Raw genomic sequence first — 20,427 nt, forward strand, 5'->3', positions numbered from 1 at the left:
CGCCCGCGCGCACCAGCCCCATAGTCTGCCGAAGCACCAGTCGCGGGGGCGGGGTGTCAACGCGCGGACGAATGCTCAGACGTGCGCTGCCTCGACCGCCGCATCGTCGTCGGAGGCATTGGCGTTGACCAGTCGCTCCATCGTCGCGAACAGAACCGACCAATCCACGGGCTTGGCCACGTGCGCATCCATCCCGGCGGCGCGGCAGCGCTCCACCTCTTCGGTCATGGCGTTGGCGGTGAGCGCGACGATCGGGACGCGCGGCCTGCCCTCGGCGCGTTCCCATTCGCGGATCGCCCGGGTCGCTTCGAGCCCGTCCTGACCCGGCATCTGGACGTCCATCAGCACGAGGTCGAACGCCGCCTCGGTGGTCACCGCTGCGACCGCGCGCTCGCCATCGCCGACGACGATGACGCTGTGGCCCTTTTGGCGCAGAACCGTGCCGATGATCTCCTGATTGATCGGGTTGTCCTCGGCCAGGAGCAGGCGCTGCTTTCGGCCAGCCGGCGCCGCCAGGAGGCCCCGCATCCGCGCCCCGTCGACGCTCTGCGGCCGAGCCAGGGGCAATGACAGCGTGAACCAAAAGGTCGAGCCCTCGCGCAGGCGGCTCTCGACGCCGATCTCCCCGCCCATGAGCCGGACGAGGCGCTTGCAGATGGTGAGGCCCAGTCCGGTGCCGCCATACTTGCGAGAGGTCGAGCCATCGGCCTGCGCGAAGCGCTCGAACAGGTGGGGCAGCGTCTCGGCAGCGATGCCGATACCGGTATCGACCACCTCGATCCGCAGACTGCCACACCGTCCGGCCTCGGCGTGCCACAGGGCCCGCAGCATCACGCTGCCCTCGGGGGTGAACTTGATGGCATTGGTGGCGAGGTTGAGAATGACCTGACGCAGGCGCGTCGGGTCGCCGATGAGCCAGTCCGGCACGTCCGGCTCCACTGCGACGCTGAGCGCGACCCCACCCGCGCCGATCGTCTCGGCGCTGAGGACCCGGCATCCCTCCATCAAGGCCCGCAGGCCGAACGGCATCGCCTCGATCACGAGCTGGCCGGCCTCGATCTTCGAGAAATCGAGGATGTCATTGACGATGGTGAGGAGCGAACGCCCGGATTCCTGGGCGAGGGCGACGAGGTGATCCTGCGAGACGCTGAGCGTCGGGTCGCTGCGCAGCAGGTCGTGGACCCCGAGGATGCCGGCGAGCGGGGTGCGCAGTTCGTGGCTCATGTTGGCGAGGAATTCGGCCTTCACCTGGGCGCCGGCTTCCGCGGCACCGCGTGCGCGCTGCAGGTCGGCCTCCTGGCTCTGGCGTTCGGTCACGTCGCGAATCGCCTGGATGATCTGGACGCCGCCCTGTTCCTCGATGCGCCGGAAGGCCGCCTCGACCCAGATGTCGTGGCCCGCCCGGTGCCGCAGGCGATAGATCACCGAACCGGTGGGCCGGTCGGGTTCGAGCGCATGCAGAATCGCCGACAGATTGGCGATGTCCTCCGCGTGGACGAGGGTCCGCAGGCCGACGGCATTGGCCTCGGCGAGGGTGTAGCCGAGCATGCTCGTCACCGCCGGCGAGATGTAGAGGTGGCGCCCATTGGCGTCGTCGAGGACGATCAGATCCGAGGTATAATCGGCCAGAAGCCGGTAGCGGGCCTCGCTGTCGCGCAGGCGTTCTTCGGCCCGCCGCCGCTCGGTGATATCGGTCAGCGTCTGGATGTAGCCGTCGTGCCGGTGCATCGGCAGCGAGCGAAACTCGATGACGCTGCCATCGGCGCGGCGGCGCTCGGAGCGCACATCCGTGGTCCGCCGCTCTTTGTCGAGATGCCAATGCTCCGGATTTTGGATCGACAGTCCCCAGGCTCCGGTCTCGCGCAGATACCTGCGGACCGAACGGTAATCCGGTGTGTTGGCCATGAATTCGGGCGAGAGCGACAGGATCTCCATCGCCCGCTGGTTGGCGATCGGCACCTTGCCGTTGCCGTCGATGAGCAGCAGGCCCTGGTCCATGCTGTCGAGGGTGGCCTTCAACAAGGCCGAGTTTTCGGCGAGCGCCCGCTCCGCCTGCTTCAAGTCTGTGACGTCGGCAAACACGCCGAAGATCGAGCGGACATCCTCGGTATGCCCCTGCGCATCCCGATTGAACTGGCAGATGCCACGGACGAGGACGTCGCGAATCTCCCCGCTCGGGCGCACCAGACGCAACGCGAAGTCGAAACCCTCCTGGCGCTCGATCGCGCGGGCGACGCAGGTCGCGACCCGGGCGCGGTCGTCGGGGTGATAAGCCGCAACCCCGCTCTCGACGGTCGGGGTGAAGGTTTCGGGATCGAGGCCGTGAATGCGGTAGACCTCGTCCGACCACGTCAGGCGGCGTGAGGGCAGGTCGACGTGCCAATGCCCGATATGAGCGACCTGCTCAGCCATGATCAGGAAGCGGTTCGCCTCGCGGGCCTCCGCTTCGGCCGTCTTGAGGTGGGTGATGTCGCGCACACCGAGAAACACCCGCGTCACCGCGTCGGAGCCGGAATCGCGCAGGGGTACGTAGATCGCTTCCCAGTGCCGGATCCCCGCGGCGAGGGGCGTTCGATCCTCGGTCCGAACCGGCTCGCCGGTGGCGACCGCCCGTTCCATGTCGGCGCGGACGCGATCGACCTGCGCGTCGGACAACTGGCCCGATTCGCGGAGTTCCTCGAGACTGAGGCCGGCGGGCGACTCAGGCGACAGCTGCATCGCCGCAGCCGCGGACGGATTCCACGTCTCGAGGCGAAAGGCAGCGGGCCTGTCGACGCGAAATACGAATTGCAGGTCTGTGGCATTCTCGAACAGACCGCGGAACAGCAGCTGCGCCTCGCGCGAGGCGCGTTCCGACACAGCGATGCGCCGCTGGCGACGCTCCAGCGTGATGCCGAGCCCGATCAGAGCACAAACGGACAGGCCCATGAGCAGGCTCTGGATCAACGTTTCCCGCCGCCAGGCCGCAAGTGCATCATCCAGGGTGAGCGAGGCGGTGACGATCAGGGGATAGCGGTCGAGGCGTTCGAAGGCGACGATCCGTGCGCGCCCGTCGACGAGAGCGGCCGACACGCGAAAGACACCGGAGTTTCGGGCCGGGAGATCGGTGGTGAACATCCGGCTGCGCGAGAGATCGGCACCGACCAGCTGCGGCAGCGCAGGCTCGCGCACGAGAATCCGTCCGGTATCGAGCCAGAGCGTGATGGCGCCGTCTCCCCCCACTCGGAGATCACGGTAGAAACCGCGGAAGTAGTCGGCGCGCAACGTCGCGACCACGACACCGTCGAAGCTCCCGTCGCGGCGATCGATGCGGCGCGAGACCGGGATCACCCACATTCCATCGCCACGACTTTCGAACGCAGGCCCGACATGGAGGTCGAGGTCGGGCCGCTCGCGATGCCAGTGGACGGCGTCTTTCGCGGCTTCGTTCGCTTCGGTCCGCCCAAGCGAATCGAAACGCATTCGGCCGTCGGCACCGAGCACAGTCAGGTGTCGGATCTGCGCGAGGGTCGCTGCGCCGGGGCCAGTCAGGGCGCTGACACCAACTTGGTTGGCGTCTTCGTCGAGCCGGGAGATGAGGCCCGACAAGATGAGATCGACTCCTTCGAGCGTGCGCGCTGCGTGCTGAGCCAGTGTCCGGGTGAGGCTGAGCGCCTGACCACTAGCATCGGCGAGTTCCAGCTTGCGCGAGCGGTGAATCTGCCACGCACCGATGCCGAGGATCATCGCGACTGCTGCCAGCGTGCCGATCGCTGCTGCCGAGAGTTGAAATCCGCGCCGGCGTCCACGAAGCATCACCTCAACCACGCCGATCGACTCCCGAAACATCCACAAGGCCGGCCCGGCGCTTCATTCCGTAGGCGCAGCCGACCACCAGGAGCGTCACCGCGATGGCGGCTAACTCGCGGATATGATCGACGCCGGCGACGCGCTCGGCGACGAACGGATCAGTGACGATCATCTCTCCGGCGATCCAGCCGAGCAATGCCGCACCCGCCCAGACGATGAGCGGGAAGCGCTTGAGCAGGGCCGTCACCAGGGCGGCGCCCATGACGATGAGCGGGATCGACAGCAGCAGCCCGAAGACGAACAGGGACGCGTGCCCCTTGGCGGCGGCGGCGATGGCCACGACGTTGTCGAGGCTCATCACGGCATCGGCGATGGCGATGGTCCGCACCGCCTTCCACAACGACCGGCTCCCGTCGACGACGGGCGCCTCCTCGTCCTCTCCCACGGCTAGTTTCACGGCGATCCAGACCAGGAGGAGGCCGCCGACGACCCGCAGGAACGGAACGGCCAGGAGCGACGACACCACCAATGCGAAGACGATCCGCAGAGCGACCGCGGTGGCCGCACCGAGCATGATCCCGATCCGCCGCCGATCCTCGGGCAGCGCACGACAGGCCATGGCGATGACCACTGCATTGTCGCCCGACAGCAGCAGGTCGATCCAGACGATCTCCAGCACCGAGACCAGGAAGTGTGGATTGAGGAGGTCCATAGGGCTCTCGAGCAACGGCACGTGCCGGACGCACAGATCACGGGGCTGGCAGGCGCGCGGTGGGACCTGTCGAAGACCTACCCGAGACGGTCGTGGAAAATGACATCGACGATGTCTCCAGCCTGCAACGCTGTCACGTCTTCGGCCAGGATCGCCAGAGCGTCACTGGCCGCGAGCGAGGCGAGCCCGGCAGCGCCATGGGTCGAGCACTTATGGGCTTCGAGGGCGCCGTCCGGCGTCCGGTGCAGGACGACCCGAAGGAATTCGCGGCGCCCGGCGCGCTTGGCATGCGTGAATCCGGCACGGACGGGTATCGCGAGCGGCGGCCGGACTGTCGCCCCCGCGAGGCGGGCGATGAGCGGACGGACCAGGAACATCAGCGTCACGTAGGCCGCCACCGGGTTGCCCGGAAGGCCGACGAAGGCGGTGTCGCCGATCACCCCCATCGCGACGGGCCGACCGGGCTTGATCCGCAGGCGCCAGAACACGAGGCGGCCCACCGCCTCGATCGCCGGCCGGACGTGGTCTTCCTCTCCCACCGAGACGCCGCCCGAGGTGAGGATGAGATCGTAGGATGGGGCGCATTCCGCGAGGCGGCTGCCGAGTTGCGCGGCATCGTCGCGTAGGATGCCGAGATCGTGCACTTCTGTGCCGAACCGGCGCAGCAGCGCCACCAGCATCACCCGATTCGAATCGTGAATCGCTCCCGGACGCAGGGCGGCTCCGGGCTCGGCGACCTCGTCACCGGTGGAGAAGACCGCCACCCGCAAACGCCGGCGCAGGTCGAGGCGATGGTGGCCGACCGCTGCGGCGAGCGCCACATCCTGCGGCGTGAGACGGTGCCCATCGGCCAGCACGCGGGCGCCGCAGGCGACATCCTCGCCGGCCACGCGGCGGTTGGCGCCGCGCTTCAACCCGGACGGCAACACCACCTGCGCGCCATCGACCACCACGTCTTCCTGCATGAAGACGGTGTCGGCACCCGCCGGCATCGGCGCCCCGGTGAAGATGCGCACCGCACAGGCCGCGGCGATACCGGCCTCGGTGGCCCCGGCGGCGATCCGGCCACGGACCGGTAGTACGGTTTCGCCCTCAGGGGCGAGATCGGCGTGGCGCACCGCGTATCCGTCCACCGCGGAATTGTCGAAAGGCGGCAAGTTAATGCCGGCGATGACATCCTGCGCCAGGATGCGGCCATCGGCGTCCTGCAGCGCAACCGTCTCGATGCCGGCGCAGATGGGGAACCGCACCGCGATGAGCGCGACCGCATCGTCGAGCGTCATCGCGGATGAGCCCGATGCCAAGCAATCATCGATCAGTCGCGCCATGTCCCCCCAACCTCAGTCGTCCGGTCGCCCGCCCACATCATCGGCGCGCCGACTTTTCGGTGGCATTCGGGTTGTGGGCATGCACCAAAGCCGGCCGGGCCGCCACCGGGCACGCCGGAGAATCACCGTTCGCCATCGTCACGGCCGGCCCTTGTGGCGGTGACGGGACGGCCGGCCTGTCATGGCTGCGTACGAGCGACGATGACCTTCGCCTTGACTTCGAGTGACGCGGGGTCGCATTGCAAAACTCTGCAGGAAAGTGCTTCGGTCCCGCCGGGCTGACATTCCTTCGAAAGCCTCTAATGTCTCGGCCGGCCAACAGCGCCCCGCGCGCCGCTGGCCCACGTTCAGCATCCATGCTCGGAGTCCGACACTTGGCGAACACGGCAGCCAATCCCGATAGCACCCATGGCGAGCCGGACGGCACGCGGCGTGACTTCATGTTCCTCGCTACCGGTGCCGGCCTGGCGGTCGGCGGTGTTGCGGTCGCTTGGCCCTTCGTCGCCTCGATGGCGCCGGATGCCGAGACCATCGCAGCCGGTGCGCCCCTCGAAGTCGATCTGACGCCGATTCAGGAAGGCCAGATCGTCAACGTGTTCTGGCGCGGCAAGCTGATCTTCGTGCGCAGCCGATCCGAGAAGGAGATCAAAGAAGCGCAGGACGTGAAGCTGTCCGAGCTCATCGATCCCCAGGCCGATTCGGCCCGTGTGAAGGACGGCCACGCCAAGTGGCTGATCGTCTACGGCAATTGCACCCATCTCGGCTGCGTGCCGCTGGGGCACCAGGGCCAGTACGAAGGCTGGTCGTGCCCCTGCCATGGCTCGCTCTACGACACGTCCGGCCGGGTCCGGCGCGGGCCCGCCCCGGCGAATCTGCCCGTTCCGCCCTACGCCTTCGAGACGGATACGAAGATCCGGATCGGCGAAGAGGCCGGCAAGGCAGCAGCCTGACGAACCCCAACAGAATTGAAGCGGGGAGCCCCATGAGCGCACACGCCAGCACCTACGTACCCAAGAGCCGGTTGGCGAAATGGTTCGAGTCGCGACTGCCCATCGTGGGTCTGGTCCACTCGTCGTTCGTCTCGTATCCGGTCCCGCGGAATCTCAACTACTTCTGGACCTTCGGCGCCATCCTGATGGCGATGCTGATCTCGCAGATCGTCACGGGCATCTGGCTCGCGATGCATTACGAGCCGACGGCCGCCGGTGCCTTCAACTCCGTCGAGCACATCATGCGCGACGTGAATTACGGCTGGCTGTTGCGCTACATGCACGCCAACGGCGCCTCGATGTTCTTCGTGGCGGTCTACATCCACATGTTCCGGGCGCTGTATTACGGCTCCTACAAGGCACCACGCGAAATCCTCTACATCCTCGGCGTGATCATCTACCTGCTGATGATGGCCACCGCCTTCCTCGGCTACACCCTGCCGTGGGGCCAGATGAGCTTCTGGGGCGCCACCGTCATCACCAGCATCCTGGGCGCCATCCCGGTGGTCGGCGATACCATCCAGAGCCTGCTCTGGGGCGGCTACTCGGTGGGCAGCCCGACCCTGAACCGCTTCTTCTCGCTGCATTACCTGCTGCCGTTCATGATCCTCGGCGTGGTCGTCCTGCACGTCTGGGCACTGCATGTGACCGGTCAGAACAATCCCACCGGCATCCCGATCAAGTCGGACAAGGACACGGTCCCGTTCACGCCCTACGCGACGATCAAGGACGTGTTCGCGTCGATGGTGTTCTTCGCCTTCTTCGCCTACTGGATCTTCTATCAGCCGAACTATCTCGGGCATGCCGACAACTACATTCCGGCCAACCCCGCCGTGACGCCCGCGCATATCGTGCCGGAATGGTACTTCCTGCCGTTCTACGCGATCCTTCGCGCCGTCCCGGACAAGCTCGGTGGCGTGGTGCTGATGTTCAGCGCGGTCCTGATCCTGGCGCTGGCCCCGTGGCTCGACACCTCGCGCATCCGCTCGGCGAATTACCGGCCGATCTACCGGCAGTTCCTGTGGCTGTTCGTGTCGGTCTGCGTGGCGCTCGGCTATCTCGGAGCCATGCCGCCCGAGGGTGGCTACGTCATCGCCGCCCGTCTCTGCACCGCCTATTACTTCGCGCATTTCCTCCTGGTGATGCCGCTGGTGGGCCTGTTCGAGACCCCGAAGCCGATGCCGGGTTCGATCCTCGACAGCGTCACCGGACCGGGCAAACAGTTTTCCGGCTCCGGCATGCCGGTGGGCGCGGCCGCCGCACCATCGTCCAAGGGCTGAGGGCAGGGACTTGTCGAGCACCATGAAAATGACCCGCCTGATCGCCGCGTCCGTGTTCGCGGCCACCCTCGGCCTCGCCGCCGCGTCCGCGGAGGACGGGCACGACACCCCGCATCCGCCGCGGGAGAAGTGGAGCTTCTCCGGAATCTTCGGACGCTTCGACGAGGCGCAGCTTCAGCGCGGCTTCCAGGTCTACAAGGAAGTCTGTTCGAGCTGCCACAGCATGAACTTCGTGCGGTTCCGCAATCTCGCGGAGGAAGGCGGCCCGAGCTTCAGCACCGGCCAGGTCAAGGCCCTCGCCGCCGAGTACAAGGTCAAGGAACAGAACGATGTCGGTGAGGACGTCGATCGTCCGGCCCGGCCCGGCGATGCCGTGCCGCCGCCATTCCCCAACGAGAAGGCTGCCGCAGCGGCCAATGGCGGCAAGGCGCCGCCCGACTTCTCGGTTCTGTCCAAGGCCCGCACCTACAGTCGCGGCTTCCCCTGGTTCCTCATCGATGCGCTGCCGTTCGTCGGCTATACCGAGCACGGCGTCGACTACATCCATGCGATCCTGACCGGCTACGAAGACCCGCCGGACGGCAAGGAAACCCCTGCGGGTACCTACTACAACATCTATTATCCCGGTCATCTGATCGCGATGCCCAAGCCGCTGAGCGACGGTCAGGTGACCTACGCCAAGGGCGCGAACGGCGAGCCGGTGGTTCCCGAGACCGTCAATCAATACGGCAAGGACATCGCCGCCTTCCTGGCCTGGACCGCCGAGCCGCACATGATGGCCCGCAAGGCCCTCGGCTTCCGGGTGATCCTGTTCCTGCTCATCCTGTCGGGCCTGCTCTACTACGTGAAGAAGAAAGTCTGGGCGAAGGCCGGCGGCGAGGTCCACGGCTTGCAGCCCGAGCTTCACAAGACCTACTGAACGGCCAACACATCGGACGGTCCCGAATCCGGGACCGTCCTTCGTCAAGACGGCATGCGCCGGCGCCCCGCGAGGGGGCGTCCGGCGCAAACTTTATGGAGCGAAGCATGACGGCAGCGGTGCTCGGCGTGATGGGCGGCTCGGGGGTCTACGACCTGCCGGGGCTCGAAGACATCCGCGAAGAGGCGATCGAATCGCCCTGGGGCGAACCCTCGGACGCGCTCCGGATCGGCCGGATCGGCGACACCAAGGTAGTGTTCCTCGCCCGCCACGGACGCGGCCACCGCCTCTCGCCCTCGGGCATCAACTACCGCGCCAATATCGATGCCTTGAAGCGGGCCGGTGTGACCGATCTGGTTTCACTGTCGGCCTGCGGCTCGTTTCGCGCCGAATTGCATCCCGGCCTGTTCGTTCTCGTCGATCAATTCGTCGACCGCACCCATGGGCGCGCCGCGTCGTTCTTTGGCAATGGCTGCGTTGCCCATGTCTCGCTGGCCCACCCAGTCGGTCCCGTCCTCCAGGGACGCATCGCGGCGGCGGCGGAAGCCGAGAACATCGTGATCCATCGTGGCGGGACCTATGTCTGCATGGAAGGCCCGCAATTCTCGAGCTATGCCGAGTCCACCACCTACAAGGCGCAGGGCTACGACGTCATCGGCATGACCAACATGCCGGAGGCCAAGCTCGCCCGTGAGGCCGAGATCACCTACGCCACCATCGCCATGGTCACGGATTTCGACTGTTGGCACCCCACCCATCACGCGGTGGACGTGGCCTCCGTCGTGGCGGTGGCTCGTACCAATGCGAGCAAGGCGGCCCGTCTCGTCGCGCGCCTCGCCCGCGACTTCCCCAAGGAGCGGGAGGCCTGTCCGGCCGGAAGCGAGCACGCCCTCGACGGCGCGGTCATGACCGCACCGGCCCAGCGCGATCCGGCTCTCGTCGCCAAGCTCGACGCCGTCGCCGGCCGGGTGCTGCGCGACTGACACCCCGGCGCATTCCGGTGGAATCGGTCGGCTGATCCCTTCACAGCCGACCGGTCTTGGCTCTAGAAGGCTGATTCGTTTCCGTAACCCGACGTACCTTGAGCGAAATCCACGGGCATGCGCGCCGCCAGCATCGACCGCCGTACGGCTGAGACCGACGTTCACGTCGCCCTGACTCTCGATGGGACCGGCCGCGCCGCCATCGCGACCGGCGTCGGCTTTCTGGACCACATGCTGGAATTGTTCGCGCGTCACGCCCTGTTCGACCTCGACGTCACGGTCACCGGCGATCTGCATGTCGACCAGCACCACACCACGGAAGATTCCGGCATCGCGCTGGGGCAGGCTTTCGCCCAGGCGCTCGCCGACAAGCGCGGGATCGCGCGCTACGCCGACATCCACATGCCCATGGACGAGACGCTGACCCGCGTCGCCGTCGATATTTCCGGCAGGCCGTTCCTGGTGTTTCGCACCGGCTTCCGGGTGGAGAAGATCGGCCAATTCGACACCGAACTCGTGCGCGAGTGGTTCCAGGCCTTCGCCATGAATGCCGGGATCACGCTCCACGTAGAGACACTCTACGGCGACAATGCCCACCACATCGCCGAGAGTTGTTTCAAGGGCTTGGCCCGCGCCTTGCGGCGGGCGGTCGCGGTCGACCCGCGTGAGGACGGACGCGTGCCCTCCACCAAGGGGACGCTCTGACCCCGCGACGGGCCGGGGCAGGAGACAATCCGATGCGGACCTACACGCTGCACCTCGACGGGGACGCCATGGCCGGCGAGGCGCACGGCCTCGAGCGCGCGCATCTCGTGCCGGACGGTTTCTCATGGGCGGCCTTCGCCTTCTCGCCGCTCTGGTTTCTCTATCACCGACTCTGGATCGCGACTGTCGGCGTGGTGGCGCTCCTCGTCGGCACGGCGTTCCTTGGTCACGTCCTCGGGCTGACCGACGTCGCGGCGCTCGTCGTCACGCTGCTGGTTCTGACCCTGATCGGGCTCGAAGCCTCGTCCTTGCGCCGCTGGACCTATGCCCGTTGTGGTCGTCCGGTGCGTGACGCCGTCATCGCGGCAAGCCCGGAGGAAGCCGAGATGAAGGCGGCACGCCGCTGGCTCGATGGCATTTCGGCCCGCCCCGTCTCGGCACCGGCGAGCCCGACGGGCCTGCCCGGTCGTCCGACCGAAGAGGCGTTCGGGATGTTTCCGTTCAGCGAGGACCGTCGGTGAACGGGCAGACCGTCGCGATCATCGATTACGGATCCGGAAATCTTCACTCGGCGGCCAAGGCCTTCGAGCGGGCGGCACGAGAGGCTGGTCTCGATTCCACCCGCATCCTGCTCACCGACGACGCCGACGTGGTGGCGAATGCCGATCGGGTCGTTCTGCCGGGTGTCGGAGCCTATGCCGATTGCCGGCGGGGCTTGGACGCCGTCTCGGGCATGGTCGAGGCCATGGCGCATACCGCCCATAGCCGTTCGCGCCCGTTCCTCGGCATCTGTGTCGGCATGCAACTGCTCGCGACGCGTGGCCTCGAATATGCGGCGACGCCGGGGCTCGATTGGATCGCGGGCGATGTCGGCCCGATCGTCCCGTCCAATCCGGCGCTGAAGGTGCCGCATATGGGCTGGAACACGCTGGACGTCGATCGCGACCATGCGCTGCTCGCCGACATCCCCCTCGGGCCGGACGGCCTGCATGCGTATTTCGTCCATAGCTTCGCGCTGACACCGCGGGATCCGGCGGATCGTGTCGCGCATTCCGACTATGGCGGGCCGGTGACCGCGATGGTGGCGCGCAACAACATCGCCGGCACGCAGTTCCACCCGGAGAAGAGCCAGCGCCTCGGCTTGGCCTTTATCGCGAATTTCTTGCGCTGGCGCCCCTGACGCCGTGCCGATCCCCTCAGACGACCTGACCCGAAGGCGAACCGACGCGTGATCCTGTTTCCGGCTATCGATCTGAAGGAAGGGCGCTGTGTCCGCCTCGTCCAGGGCGACATGGCGCAGGCCATCGTGTTCAGCGACGACCCCGCGGCGCAGGCGGCGGTGTTCGAGGAGCAGGGCTTCTCCTGGCTCCACGTGGTCGATCTCGACGGTGCCTTCGCCGGTGCGCCGATGAACGCCTCCGCCGTGGACGCGATCCTGGCGCGGACCAAGCTGCCGGTGCAACTCGGCGGCGGCATCCGCGAGATGAAGACGCTGGAGGCGTGGCTCGCCAAGGGCGTCCGCCGCGTGATCATCGGTACCGCCGCGGTGCGTGATCCGGCCTTCGTCCGTGAGGCGGCCCGGCTCTATCCCGGTCGCATCGCCGTGGGGATCGACGCCAAGGATGGCCGCGTCGCGGTGGAGGGCTGGGCCACCACATCCAGCATGACCGCCGAGGAGCTCGGGCGCCGCTTCGAGGATGCCGGTGTCGCGGCGCTCATCTACACCGACATCGCCCGCGACGGCATCCTCAAGGGTCTCAACATCGAGATGACCCTCGGGCTTGCCCGCGCCGTGACGATCCCGGTGATCGCCTCCGGAGGCCTCGCCTCCATCGACGACGTGCACCGCCTGCTCGAGCCGGATTGCGCGCTCCTCGCCGGCGCCATCACCGGACGCGCGCTCTACGATGGACGCATCGACCCGCGCGAGGCGCTCGCCGCAATCCGGCACGCGACCGGCGCGGCTCCGGCGGCCTGACCCCGTTCGAGGAGCTGAGCCGTGCTCAAGACCCGCATCATTCCTTGCCTCGACGTCAAGGACGGCCGCGTCGTGAAGGGCGTGCAGTTCATGGCGCTGCGCGACGCCGGCGATCCCGTCGAGGCCGCCAAAGCCTATGACGCGGCCGGCGCCGACGAGCTCTGCTTCCTCGACATCACCGCGAGCCACGAGGATCGCGGCACGCTCCTCGATGCGGTGAGCCGCACCGCGGAAGCCTGTTTCATGCCGCTCACCGTGGGCGGCGGGATCCGTACGGTGGCCGACATCCGGACGCTGCTGCTCGCCGGCGCCGACAAGGTCTCGATCAACACCGCCGCGGTGAACGATCCCGACTTCGTCGCCAGGGGCGCCGAAAAGTTCGGCAGTCAGTGCATCGTCGTCGCCATCGATGCCAAGCGCACATCCGGCCCCGGTGAGCCGGCGGCCTGGCAGATCTTCACCCATGGCGGGCGCAATCCCACCGGCCTCGACGCCATCGCCTTCGCCCGGATGGTCACCGCGCGCGGGGCGGGCGAACTCCTGGTGACCTCGATGGACCGGGACGGGATGCGATCGGGCTACGACATCGCCCTGACACGGGCGATCTCGGATGCGGTGAGCGTTCCGGTGATCGCTTCCGGCGGCGTCGGCGGGCTCGACGACTTGGTGGCCGGCGTCCGCGACGGTAGGGCCAGCGCGGTTCTCGCCGCCTCGATCTTCCATTTCGGCCAGCACACGGTGGCCGAGGCCAAGGCGCATATGGCAGCGGCCGGTCTGGCCATGCGGCTCGACGCGTGACGCGCAGGCGGTTCTTGCCCGAGCGGGCCTTTGCTTTAAAGAGCCCTTGCCGCATGAACGTCAGTGCAGCACGCTTCCACGCTCGGCACGATAAGTCCGGTACGCCGGGACCCAGGACCGCATGACCCAGTTCACCCTTGCCGACCTGGAAGACCTGGTCGCCACCCGCGCCGCGGCGCCGGCCGACCAATCCTATACCGCCAAGCTGCTGTCCGGCGGTCCGGCCAAAGCCGCAAAGAAGCTCGGTGAGGAGGCCGTCGAAGCGGCCATCGCCGCCGTACAATGCGACCGGGCCGGCCTGGTGAGCGAGGCGGCGGACGTGCTCTACCATCTCCTGGTGGTGCTGCGCGGCGGCGGCATCGGCCTCGACGAGGTCATGGCGGAACTCGAGCGCCGCACCGCTCAGAGCGGTATCGCCGAGAAGGCGGCCCGGAGGCCGGCGTGAACGTCGCAACCGGCCCCGTGACGGCAATCGGCCATTCCGAACGCGATCCGGCTCTCGGCCAGGACCCGGTCACCGGTGTCGGCCCGGAGCGGCTCTCCCCCTACCGCTTGTTCACCCGCGACGAGTGGGCGCAGTTGCGTGCCGACACGCCGTTGACCCTCACCGCCGAGGACGTGGCACGCCTGCAATCCTTGAACGATCCGATCTCGGTGGAAGAGGTCGAGGCGATCTATCTGCCTCTGTCGCGCCTGCTCTCGCTCTACGTCGCGGCGACGCAAGGCCTGTTCAAGGCGACACAGCGCTTCCTGCTCGCCGAGCGGGAGGCCAAGGTGCCCTACATCATCGGCGTGGCGGGGTCCGTGGCGGTGGGCAAGTCCACCAGCGCCCGGGTGCTCAAGGCGTTGCTCGCCCGCTGGCCCAATACCCCGAAGGTCGACCTCATCACCACGGATGGGTTCCTGCTGCCCAATGCCGAGTTGCAGCAGATGGGCGCGATGGAGCGCAAGGGGTTCCCGGAGAGCTACGACACAGCCGCTCTCCTGCGCTTTCTCACCGACATCAAGGCCGGCAAGAAGCGGGTCGCTGCACCGCTCTACTCGCACCTCGTCTATGACGTGATGCCAGGCGAGGAGCGGGTGGTGGAATCCCCCGACATCCTCATCGTCGAGGGCCTGAACGTGCTTCAGCCGGCGCGACTTCCCCGAGACGGTACCGCGATCCCGTTCGTCTCCGACTTCTTCGACTTCTCGATCTACCTCGATGGGCACGAAGATGACCTGCATCGCTGGTACGTCAACCGCTTCCTGCGCCTGCGCCAGACCGCGTTCCGCGATCCGCTCTCCTACTTCCGCAAGTATGCCGAGGTGACCGAGGCGGAGGCGATGGACATCGCCGACCGCTTGTGGACGACGATCAACCTGCCGAACCTGCGCGACAACATCCTGCCGACCCGCCAGCGGGCAAGCCTGATTCTCGCCAAGGGCGCGAGCCACCGGATCGAGAGCGTGGCGCTCCGGCGGCTGTGACCGCCGTTCCCCCATCGCCCTTCACCCCATGCAAGCGTCTTCCGCCTTCTTGAAGGTCGCGGATTTCGGCTCGTGCTCGGCCGGACGGCCACGGCCGATGACGCCGTCGGAGCGGGCGCGCAGATAGACGTAGACGTCGTCGATGTAGCACATGACGTTCTTGTTCTCGCCGAAGGCCGGCATCACCAGCTGCTCGGACGCATTCACGTCCTTCTTGCCGCCAGCGACGATGCCGACGAAGGTCGCGTAATCGTCGTGCTTGAGGGCATCGACCAGGGACGGCGCGTAGGTGGAGCCGGCGCCATCCGGCCCGTGACAGACGATGCAATTGGCATTGTAGCGCAGGTAGCCGGACATCGAACTCCAATCGACCTGCTTGCCGCCCTCGGTGACCCGGTAGGTCGGGGTGCCGTCCTTATCGGTGTACTTGCCGTCCTCGACCTTGGTCGGTTGCACGGGTCCCTCGCTCTTCAGCGATGCGGCATCCGGGGCGGGATCGGCATTGGCAGCCCCAACCATCATTAAGGAAGAGGCGAGGGCCAGGCCGATCGGGAAAAAGCTGCGCACGGAACACTCCAAATCGCTACGAAGTCCCTCGAAGACGCCGGACGATGACGATCGTTGCAGCCGATCAGTTCAGAACCGCTCCAATCCCGCAAACGTGATGGATGCCCTTCGGGCGGAAGAACGTGCTCACCCGAGCGGGTAGGCGGCCTCCACCACATAGGGACCGCCCCCCGTCGAGTCCCGCGCCGAGAACAGGGCGACCCGGGCCGCGGTGAAGCGCAGCGGGGTGAACAGCCCGCATTCTTCCAGATAGAGAGCGACGTCCGGCGCGGTCACGTCGCGGCGCAGGCGGCCGAGGGTGACATGCGGGGTGAATTTGCGCCGCTCCGGATCGGCCCCGGCCTCGCGGGCGATCCGCTCATGCTCGGACTGAAGTTCGGTGAGGGCGGCATCAGCCGTCACGGTGGCGATGATCGCGCGGGGCTTGTCGCCACCGAAGCTCGCCAGGGCGTCGAGGGTCACAGCGATGGGGCTGCGTGGACGAGTGGCTTCAAGCAGGGCGTGAAATTCCTCGGCGCAGGTCGCATCGACGTCCCCGAGGAATCGCAGGGTGATGTGCAGGTCGGTCGGCAGGATCCAGCGCGCGCCGCGCAAGCCGCTCTGGAGACGGATCAGGCTGTCGGCGACAGCCTGTGGGATTTCGAGTCCGGTGAACAGGCGTGGCATCGGATCAGCGCGGAGCCTGACCAATCCGGTCGAGGAAGCTCTCCACCGACGGTAGGATACCCGCGACGATAGTCTCGACGCCCTTGGGGTTGGGGTGGAGGCCGTCCTCGAGATTGTAGCTCCGGTCGCCGGCGATCCCGGCCAGGAAGAACGGGTACAGGACGAGTCCGTAGCTCTTGGCGAGGTCCGGATAGATCGCATCGAAGCGCGCGACATAATCGGGACCGAGATTGGCCGAGGCCCGCATGCCGGCCAGCATCACCGGAATGCCCCGGGCTTTCAGGCGACTGACGATGGCGTCGAGCGCCTTGCGGGTGACGGCGGGATCGGTGCCGCGCAGCATGTCGTTGGCGCCGAGTTCGACGATGACGCCATCGGTCCCGTCCGGCACCGACCAATCGAGACGGTCGAGCCCGCCGGTGCTGGTGTCCCCCGACACACCCGCATTGGCGACCGACACCACCCGGCCGCGCGCCTTCAGTTCGCGCTCCAGCACGGTGGGAAAAGCGGCGGATGCGGGCAGGCGATAGCCCGCCGTGAGGCTGTCGCCGAACGCCACGATGTTGAGGGGACGTGCGACCGGTGTCGCGCCAACGGGAGAGCCCGCGAGGCCGAGTGCGGCAAAGAGCACCATTACGATCGCGAACCGGCGACGGTCATGGTTCCGCTCGCGTCGACGGACCATATCGGCGAGACGTGACACAGAGCACAGACCCATTCGCACACAACCTCGACCCTCGGTCCCCATGACACTTCCCGCGAAGACACTTCCCTCGAAGACACTGGTATCGATGACCTTCGTCCCGATCCCAGCTTCGCACAGATCGGTCTCCCGGTGATGTTCGGCAAGGGAATGTTCGGGAAGTCGGCGGAGACCGACGATCCGCGGCAGGCTGCGATTGCGGCCGATGTCCGGGCCATCGCCCTGTCCGGAATCGATCTCAGCCTCGGGCGCGGCGCGGCGCGGGTGCATGTGTTGCGCGGAATTTCCCTGGAGGTAGGGCAGGGCGAGGCGGTGGGCCTCGTCGGCCCTTCGGGCTCCGGCAAATCGACGCTGCTGATGGTGATGGCCGGGCTGGAACGGCCCGATAGCGGTCGCATCGTCGTGGAGGGCACCGATCTCGGTGGGCTCGACGAGGATGCGCTGGCGCGGTTCCGCGGCCGGCGCATCGGTATCGTGTTCCAGGCCTTCCACCTCGTCCCGACCATGACGGCGCTCGAGAACGTCGCTCTGCCGCTCGAACTCGCCGACAAGCCGGACGCCCATTTTCGCGCCAAGGCGGAGCTCGAAGCCGTGGGTCTCGGCCACCGCCTGCATCATTATCCGGCACAGCTGTCGGGTGGCGAGCAGCAACGCGTCGCCATCGCCCGCGCCATCGCCCCCGATCCGGCGATTCTCGTCGCCGATGAGCCTACCGGCAATCTCGATGAAGCCACCGGCCGCCAGATCGTCGATCTGCTGTTCGCCCTCAAGCGCGATCGCGGCGCGACCCTGGTGCTGGTGACCCACGATCCCGGCCTCGCCCGGCTGTGCGACCGCACGGTCCGTCTGCGATCCGGCCGGGTCGAAGACCCGGTGGCCGCCTGACGCCTTGCGAGGAAGCCCAACGACCATGCATGGCACTCTCGCGCAGGCCGCTCCGAGCGCACGCCCCTCCCGCCTGCCGCTGACGCTGCGCCTCGCCTTGCGGGAATTGCGCGGCGGCCTTGCGGGCTTTGCGGTCTTCCTCGCCTGCATCGCCCTCGGAGTCGCGGCCATCGCCGGCGTCGCCTCGATCGCGCGCTCCCTCACCGACGGGCTCGGCCGCGAGGGTGCGCGCATCCTCGGCGGCGATCTCACCTACAGCCTGATCAACCGGGAGGCGACGCCGGCCGAGCGCGCCGTGCTCGATGCCCAGGGCCGCGTCTCCGTGGTGACGACCCTGCGGGCGATGGCGCTCGCCGAAGCCTCCGGCGCCGCCCTCGTCGAGCTGAAGGCCGTCGACGGCGACTATCCGGCCACCGGCGACCTCGTCACCGATCCGGCTGAGCCGCTCACCGATCTTCTGGCCGAACGCGACGGGGCCTATGGCGCCGTGGTCGATCCGGTGCTGCTGACCCGCCTCGACCTCAAGGTCGGCGACCGCATCACCCTCGCGGGAATTCCGGTGGCGATCCGCGCGACGCTGGTGTCCGAGCCCGACAAGATCGCCAACGGCATCGGCTTCGGCCCGCGCGTGCTCGTCTCGAAAGCGGCGCTCGCCGCCACGAGCCTAATCCGGCCGGGCAGCCTCAACCGCTGGAGCTACCGGCTCCGGGTGCCCGACGCCGACGATGCCGAGTTGGAGCGCCGCAGCGCCGCCGTCGCCAAGGCCGCTCCCGATGCCGGTTGGGAGATGCGCAGCCGCGGCAATGCCGATCCGCGCTTCGCCAAGAGCATCGAGCGGTTCACCCAGTTTCTCACCCTGGTCGGCCTCACCGCTCTCATCGTCGGCGGCGTCGGCGTCGCCAATGCGGTTGCGGCCTTCGTCGAGCGCAAGCGTGGCTCCATCGCCACCCTGAAGAGCGTCGGCGCACCCGGCGGGCAGGTGGTCGCGCTCTACCTGACGCAGGTGATGCTGATCGCCGGTCTCGGCACGGCGATCGGACTCGTCGTCGGGGCTGGCCTGCCGTTCGCCCTCGATGCGGTGTTCCACGATGCGCTTCCGCTGCCGTTGAACCCGACGCTGGCACCGGGCGAACTCGCGCTCGCCGCCTGCTACGGCCTGCTCACCGCGCTCGCCTTCGCGATCATCCCGCTCGGTCACGCCCACGACGTGCCGGTCTCGGGCCTGTTTCGCGACGTCGTCGACCCGGACGGGCGCAAGACGCGCCTGCGGTACCGCCTGATCCTGGTGGGCGCGCTGGCCGGCCTCGTCGCCCTGGCCCTCGCCACCGCCTTCGACCGGCGCCTCGCACTGATCTTCATCGTGGCGGCGGCCTGTGCGTTCGGGCTGCTGCGCCTCGTGGCGTTCGGCCTGATGGCTTTGGCCCGGCGCCTGCCGCGCCCGCGCTCCGCCGCCCCCCGCATGGCCCTCGCCAACCTGCACCGGCCGGGTGCGTTGACTCCGGCCATCGTCCTGTCGCTCGGCCTCGGCGTCACGCTCCTCGTCACGCTGAGCCTGATTGACGCCAATGTCCGGCGGACGCTGACGAGCTCGCTGCCGGCGCGGGCCCCGAACCTGTTCTTCCTCGACGTGCCGGCCGCCGATGCCGACGGCTTCCACGCCTTTCTCGGCAAGCAGGCGCCGGGCGCCAAGATCGAGCGCGTGCCGATGATGCGGGGCCGGATCACCGCCCTCGACGGGGTGCCCGCCGGGTCGATCAAGCCGCCGGAGGACGCGGCCTGGGTGCTCGATGGAGACCGCGGCATCACCTATGCGGAGGACGTCCCCGAAGGCTCCGCCATCGTCGCCGGCACGTGGTGGAACGCGGAGGAAGCCAAGACCACGCTCGTTTCCTTCGATGCCGAGCTCGCCCGCAGTCTCAACCTCTCGGTGGGCAGCACGATCACGGTGAATGTGCTCGGACGCAGCCTCAGCGCCCGCATCTCCAACCTGCGCAAGGTGGAATGGCGCTCGCTCGGCATCAACTTCGTCATGGTGTTCACGCCCGGCACGTTCCGCGGCGCACCGCATTCGGATCTGGCGACCCTGACGCTGCCGAACGGGCCTGACGCCAAGGTCGAGGCCGGCATCCTGCGCGACGTCGCCCGCGCGTATCCCTCCGTCACCAGCGTGCGGGTGAAGGAGGCTCTGGATGCGGTCAACGACATCGTCGGCAAGCTGGTACTGGCGATCCGCGGGGCGAGCGGCATCGCCGTGGTGGCGAGCCTGTTCGTGCTCGCCGGAGCGCTCGCCGCGGGCCATCGTGCCCGGCTCTACGATGCGGTGATCCTCAAGACCCTGGGCGCCACGCGCGGGCGGCTGCTCACCGCCTACATCCTCGAATACGGGGCGCTCGGGTTTGCCACGGCGCTGTTCGGGCTCGCCGCGGGCACGCTCGCCGGCTGGGTAATCGTGACCCGGGTGATGAAACTCGAGTTTGTGCTCGACCTGTCCGGCGCCCTGGTCGCGTCGGTGCTGGCCGTGGTGTTCGCAATTCTGATGGGCCTCGTCGGCACCTGGCGTATTCTCGGGCAGAAGCCGGCGCCGTACCTGCGGCAGTTCTGACAAGGCGTCGCACACGACCGGTGAAGAACCGTGTTCACCAGATTTAATCCCTG

At 67.7% G+C, this 20,427-nt stretch carries 19 protein-coding genes; 13 read left to right on the forward strand and 6 right to left on the reverse strand.

All coding sequences use genetic code 11. The features are described from left to right. Positions 1 to 75: 75 nt before the first annotated feature. The 3 genes from G3T14_RS02185 to glp all read right to left on the reverse strand — a co-directional run bounded on the left by G3T14_RS02185 (position 76) and on the right by glp (position 5,829). Positions 76 to 3,795 carry a PAS domain S-box protein gene (locus tag G3T14_RS02185; protein WP_163639560.1) on the reverse strand — a complete coding sequence of 1,240 codons (3,720 nt, stop codon included), beginning with the start codon at positions 3,793 to 3,795 and terminating at the stop codon, positions 76 to 78. A gap of 4 nt (positions 3,796 to 3,799) precedes the next feature. Further along, complete coding sequence (locus G3T14_RS02190) at positions 3,800 to 4,501, reverse strand: TerC family protein (protein WP_163639562.1); 702 nt, start codon at positions 4,499 to 4,501, stop codon at positions 3,800 to 3,802. A gap of 77 nt (positions 4,502 to 4,578) precedes the next feature. Then, complete coding sequence (glp, locus tag G3T14_RS02195) at positions 4,579 to 5,829, reverse strand: gephyrin-like molybdotransferase Glp (RefSeq protein ID WP_163639564.1); 1,251 nt, start codon at positions 5,827 to 5,829, stop codon at positions 4,579 to 4,581. Between the two features lie 374 nt (positions 5,830 to 6,203). On the opposite strand from glp, the gene petA reads away from it, so the two are divergent. From petA to coaA, 11 genes are all read left to right on the forward strand, one after another. Continuing rightward, on the forward strand, positions 6,204 to 6,779 hold the full coding sequence (gene petA, locus G3T14_RS02200; RefSeq protein ID WP_281409783.1) for a ubiquinol-cytochrome c reductase iron-sulfur subunit: 576 nt from the start codon (positions 6,204 to 6,206) through the stop codon (positions 6,777 to 6,779). 32 nt (positions 6,780 to 6,811) lie between these two features. Continuing rightward, positions 6,812 to 8,098 (forward strand): cytochrome b N-terminal domain-containing protein, encoded by a 1,287-nt coding sequence (locus G3T14_RS02205; RefSeq protein WP_163639568.1) that lies wholly within the window; start codon positions 6,812 to 6,814, stop codon positions 8,096 to 8,098. A gap of 22 nt (positions 8,099 to 8,120) precedes the next feature. Continuing rightward, the gene (locus tag G3T14_RS02210) at positions 8,121 to 9,017 is read left to right on the forward strand and encodes a cytochrome c1 (protein WP_163639570.1); all 897 of its coding nucleotides are present in this window, start codon (positions 8,121 to 8,123) and stop codon (positions 9,015 to 9,017) included. Positions 9,018 to 9,124: 107 nt separating this feature from the next. Beyond that, positions 9,125 to 10,000: an S-methyl-5'-thioadenosine phosphorylase gene (locus G3T14_RS02215; RefSeq protein WP_163639572.1), complete on the forward strand. Its 876-nt coding sequence runs from the start codon at positions 9,125 to 9,127 to the stop codon at positions 9,998 to 10,000. Between the two features lie 117 nt (positions 10,001 to 10,117). After that, on the forward strand, positions 10,118 to 10,705 hold the full coding sequence (gene hisB, locus G3T14_RS02220; RefSeq protein ID WP_163639575.1) for an imidazoleglycerol-phosphate dehydratase HisB: 588 nt from the start codon (positions 10,118 to 10,120) through the stop codon (positions 10,703 to 10,705). Positions 10,706 to 10,737: 32 nt separating this feature from the next. Further along, a complete protein-coding gene (locus G3T14_RS02225; RefSeq protein ID WP_163639577.1) occupies positions 10,738 to 11,226 on the forward strand; it encodes a DUF2628 domain-containing protein in 489 nt (162 codons plus the stop codon). After that, a complete protein-coding gene (hisH, locus tag G3T14_RS02230) occupies positions 11,223 to 11,885 on the forward strand; it encodes an imidazole glycerol phosphate synthase subunit HisH (RefSeq protein WP_163639579.1) in 663 nt (220 codons plus the stop codon). The genes G3T14_RS02225 and hisH overlap by 4 nt, the downstream gene beginning before the upstream one ends. A 48-nt stretch (positions 11,886 to 11,933) precedes the next feature. Further along, positions 11,934 to 12,683, forward strand: coding sequence for a 1-(5-phosphoribosyl)-5-[(5-phosphoribosylamino)methylideneamino]imidazole-4-carboxamide isomerase (gene hisA, locus G3T14_RS02235; protein ID WP_163639581.1), 750 nt, complete (start codon positions 11,934 to 11,936; stop codon positions 12,681 to 12,683). Positions 12,684 to 12,704: 21 nt separating this feature from the next. Continuing rightward, entirely contained in the window at positions 12,705 to 13,481 is a 777-nt protein-coding gene (hisF, locus tag G3T14_RS02240) for an imidazole glycerol phosphate synthase subunit HisF (protein ID WP_163639583.1), read from the forward strand. A gap of 121 nt (positions 13,482 to 13,602) precedes the next feature. After that, complete coding sequence (locus G3T14_RS02245; RefSeq protein ID WP_163639585.1) at positions 13,603 to 13,926, forward strand: phosphoribosyl-ATP diphosphatase; 324 nt, start codon at positions 13,603 to 13,605, stop codon at positions 13,924 to 13,926. Positions 13,927 to 13,952: 26 nt separating this feature from the next. Further along, a complete protein-coding gene (gene coaA / locus G3T14_RS02250) occupies positions 13,953 to 14,951 on the forward strand; it encodes a type I pantothenate kinase (RefSeq protein ID WP_163639756.1) in 999 nt (332 codons plus the stop codon). A gap of 21 nt (positions 14,952 to 14,972) precedes the next feature. On the opposite strand, the gene G3T14_RS02255 is transcribed toward coaA, so the two are convergent. From G3T14_RS02255 to G3T14_RS02265, 3 genes are all read right to left on the reverse strand, one after another. Further along, positions 14,973 to 15,473 carry a c-type cytochrome, methanol metabolism-related gene (locus G3T14_RS02255; RefSeq protein ID WP_163639757.1) on the reverse strand — a complete coding sequence of 167 codons (501 nt, stop codon included), beginning with the start codon at positions 15,471 to 15,473 and terminating at the stop codon, positions 14,973 to 14,975. Between the two features lie 171 nt (positions 15,474 to 15,644). Beyond that, on the reverse strand, positions 15,645 to 16,184 hold the full coding sequence (gene thpR / locus G3T14_RS02260; RefSeq protein WP_163639587.1) for an RNA 2',3'-cyclic phosphodiesterase: 540 nt from the start codon (positions 16,182 to 16,184) through the stop codon (positions 15,645 to 15,647). A 4-nt stretch (positions 16,185 to 16,188) separates the two neighbouring features. Then, positions 16,189 to 16,818 carry an arylesterase gene (locus G3T14_RS02265; RefSeq protein ID WP_163639588.1) on the reverse strand — a complete coding sequence of 210 codons (630 nt, stop codon included), beginning with the start codon at positions 16,816 to 16,818 and terminating at the stop codon, positions 16,189 to 16,191. Between the two features lie 219 nt (positions 16,819 to 17,037). Here G3T14_RS02265 and G3T14_RS02270 point away from each other — a divergent pair, with 219 nt between their 5' ends. Together G3T14_RS02270 and G3T14_RS02275 are read left to right on the forward strand one after the other, a co-directional pair. Beyond that, positions 17,038 to 17,772, forward strand: coding sequence for an ABC transporter ATP-binding protein (locus tag G3T14_RS02270; protein WP_246732875.1), 735 nt, complete (start codon positions 17,038 to 17,040; stop codon positions 17,770 to 17,772). 25 nt (positions 17,773 to 17,797) lie between these two features. Further along, positions 17,798 to 20,374 (forward strand): ABC transporter permease, encoded by a 2,577-nt coding sequence (locus G3T14_RS02275; protein WP_163639591.1) that lies wholly within the window; start codon positions 17,798 to 17,800, stop codon positions 20,372 to 20,374. Positions 20,375 to 20,427 lie beyond the last annotated feature (53 nt).

The organism is Methylobacterium sp. BTF04 (assembly GCF_010692745.1).
Classification (GTDB): Bacteria; Pseudomonadota; Alphaproteobacteria; order Rhizobiales; family Beijerinckiaceae; genus Methylobacterium.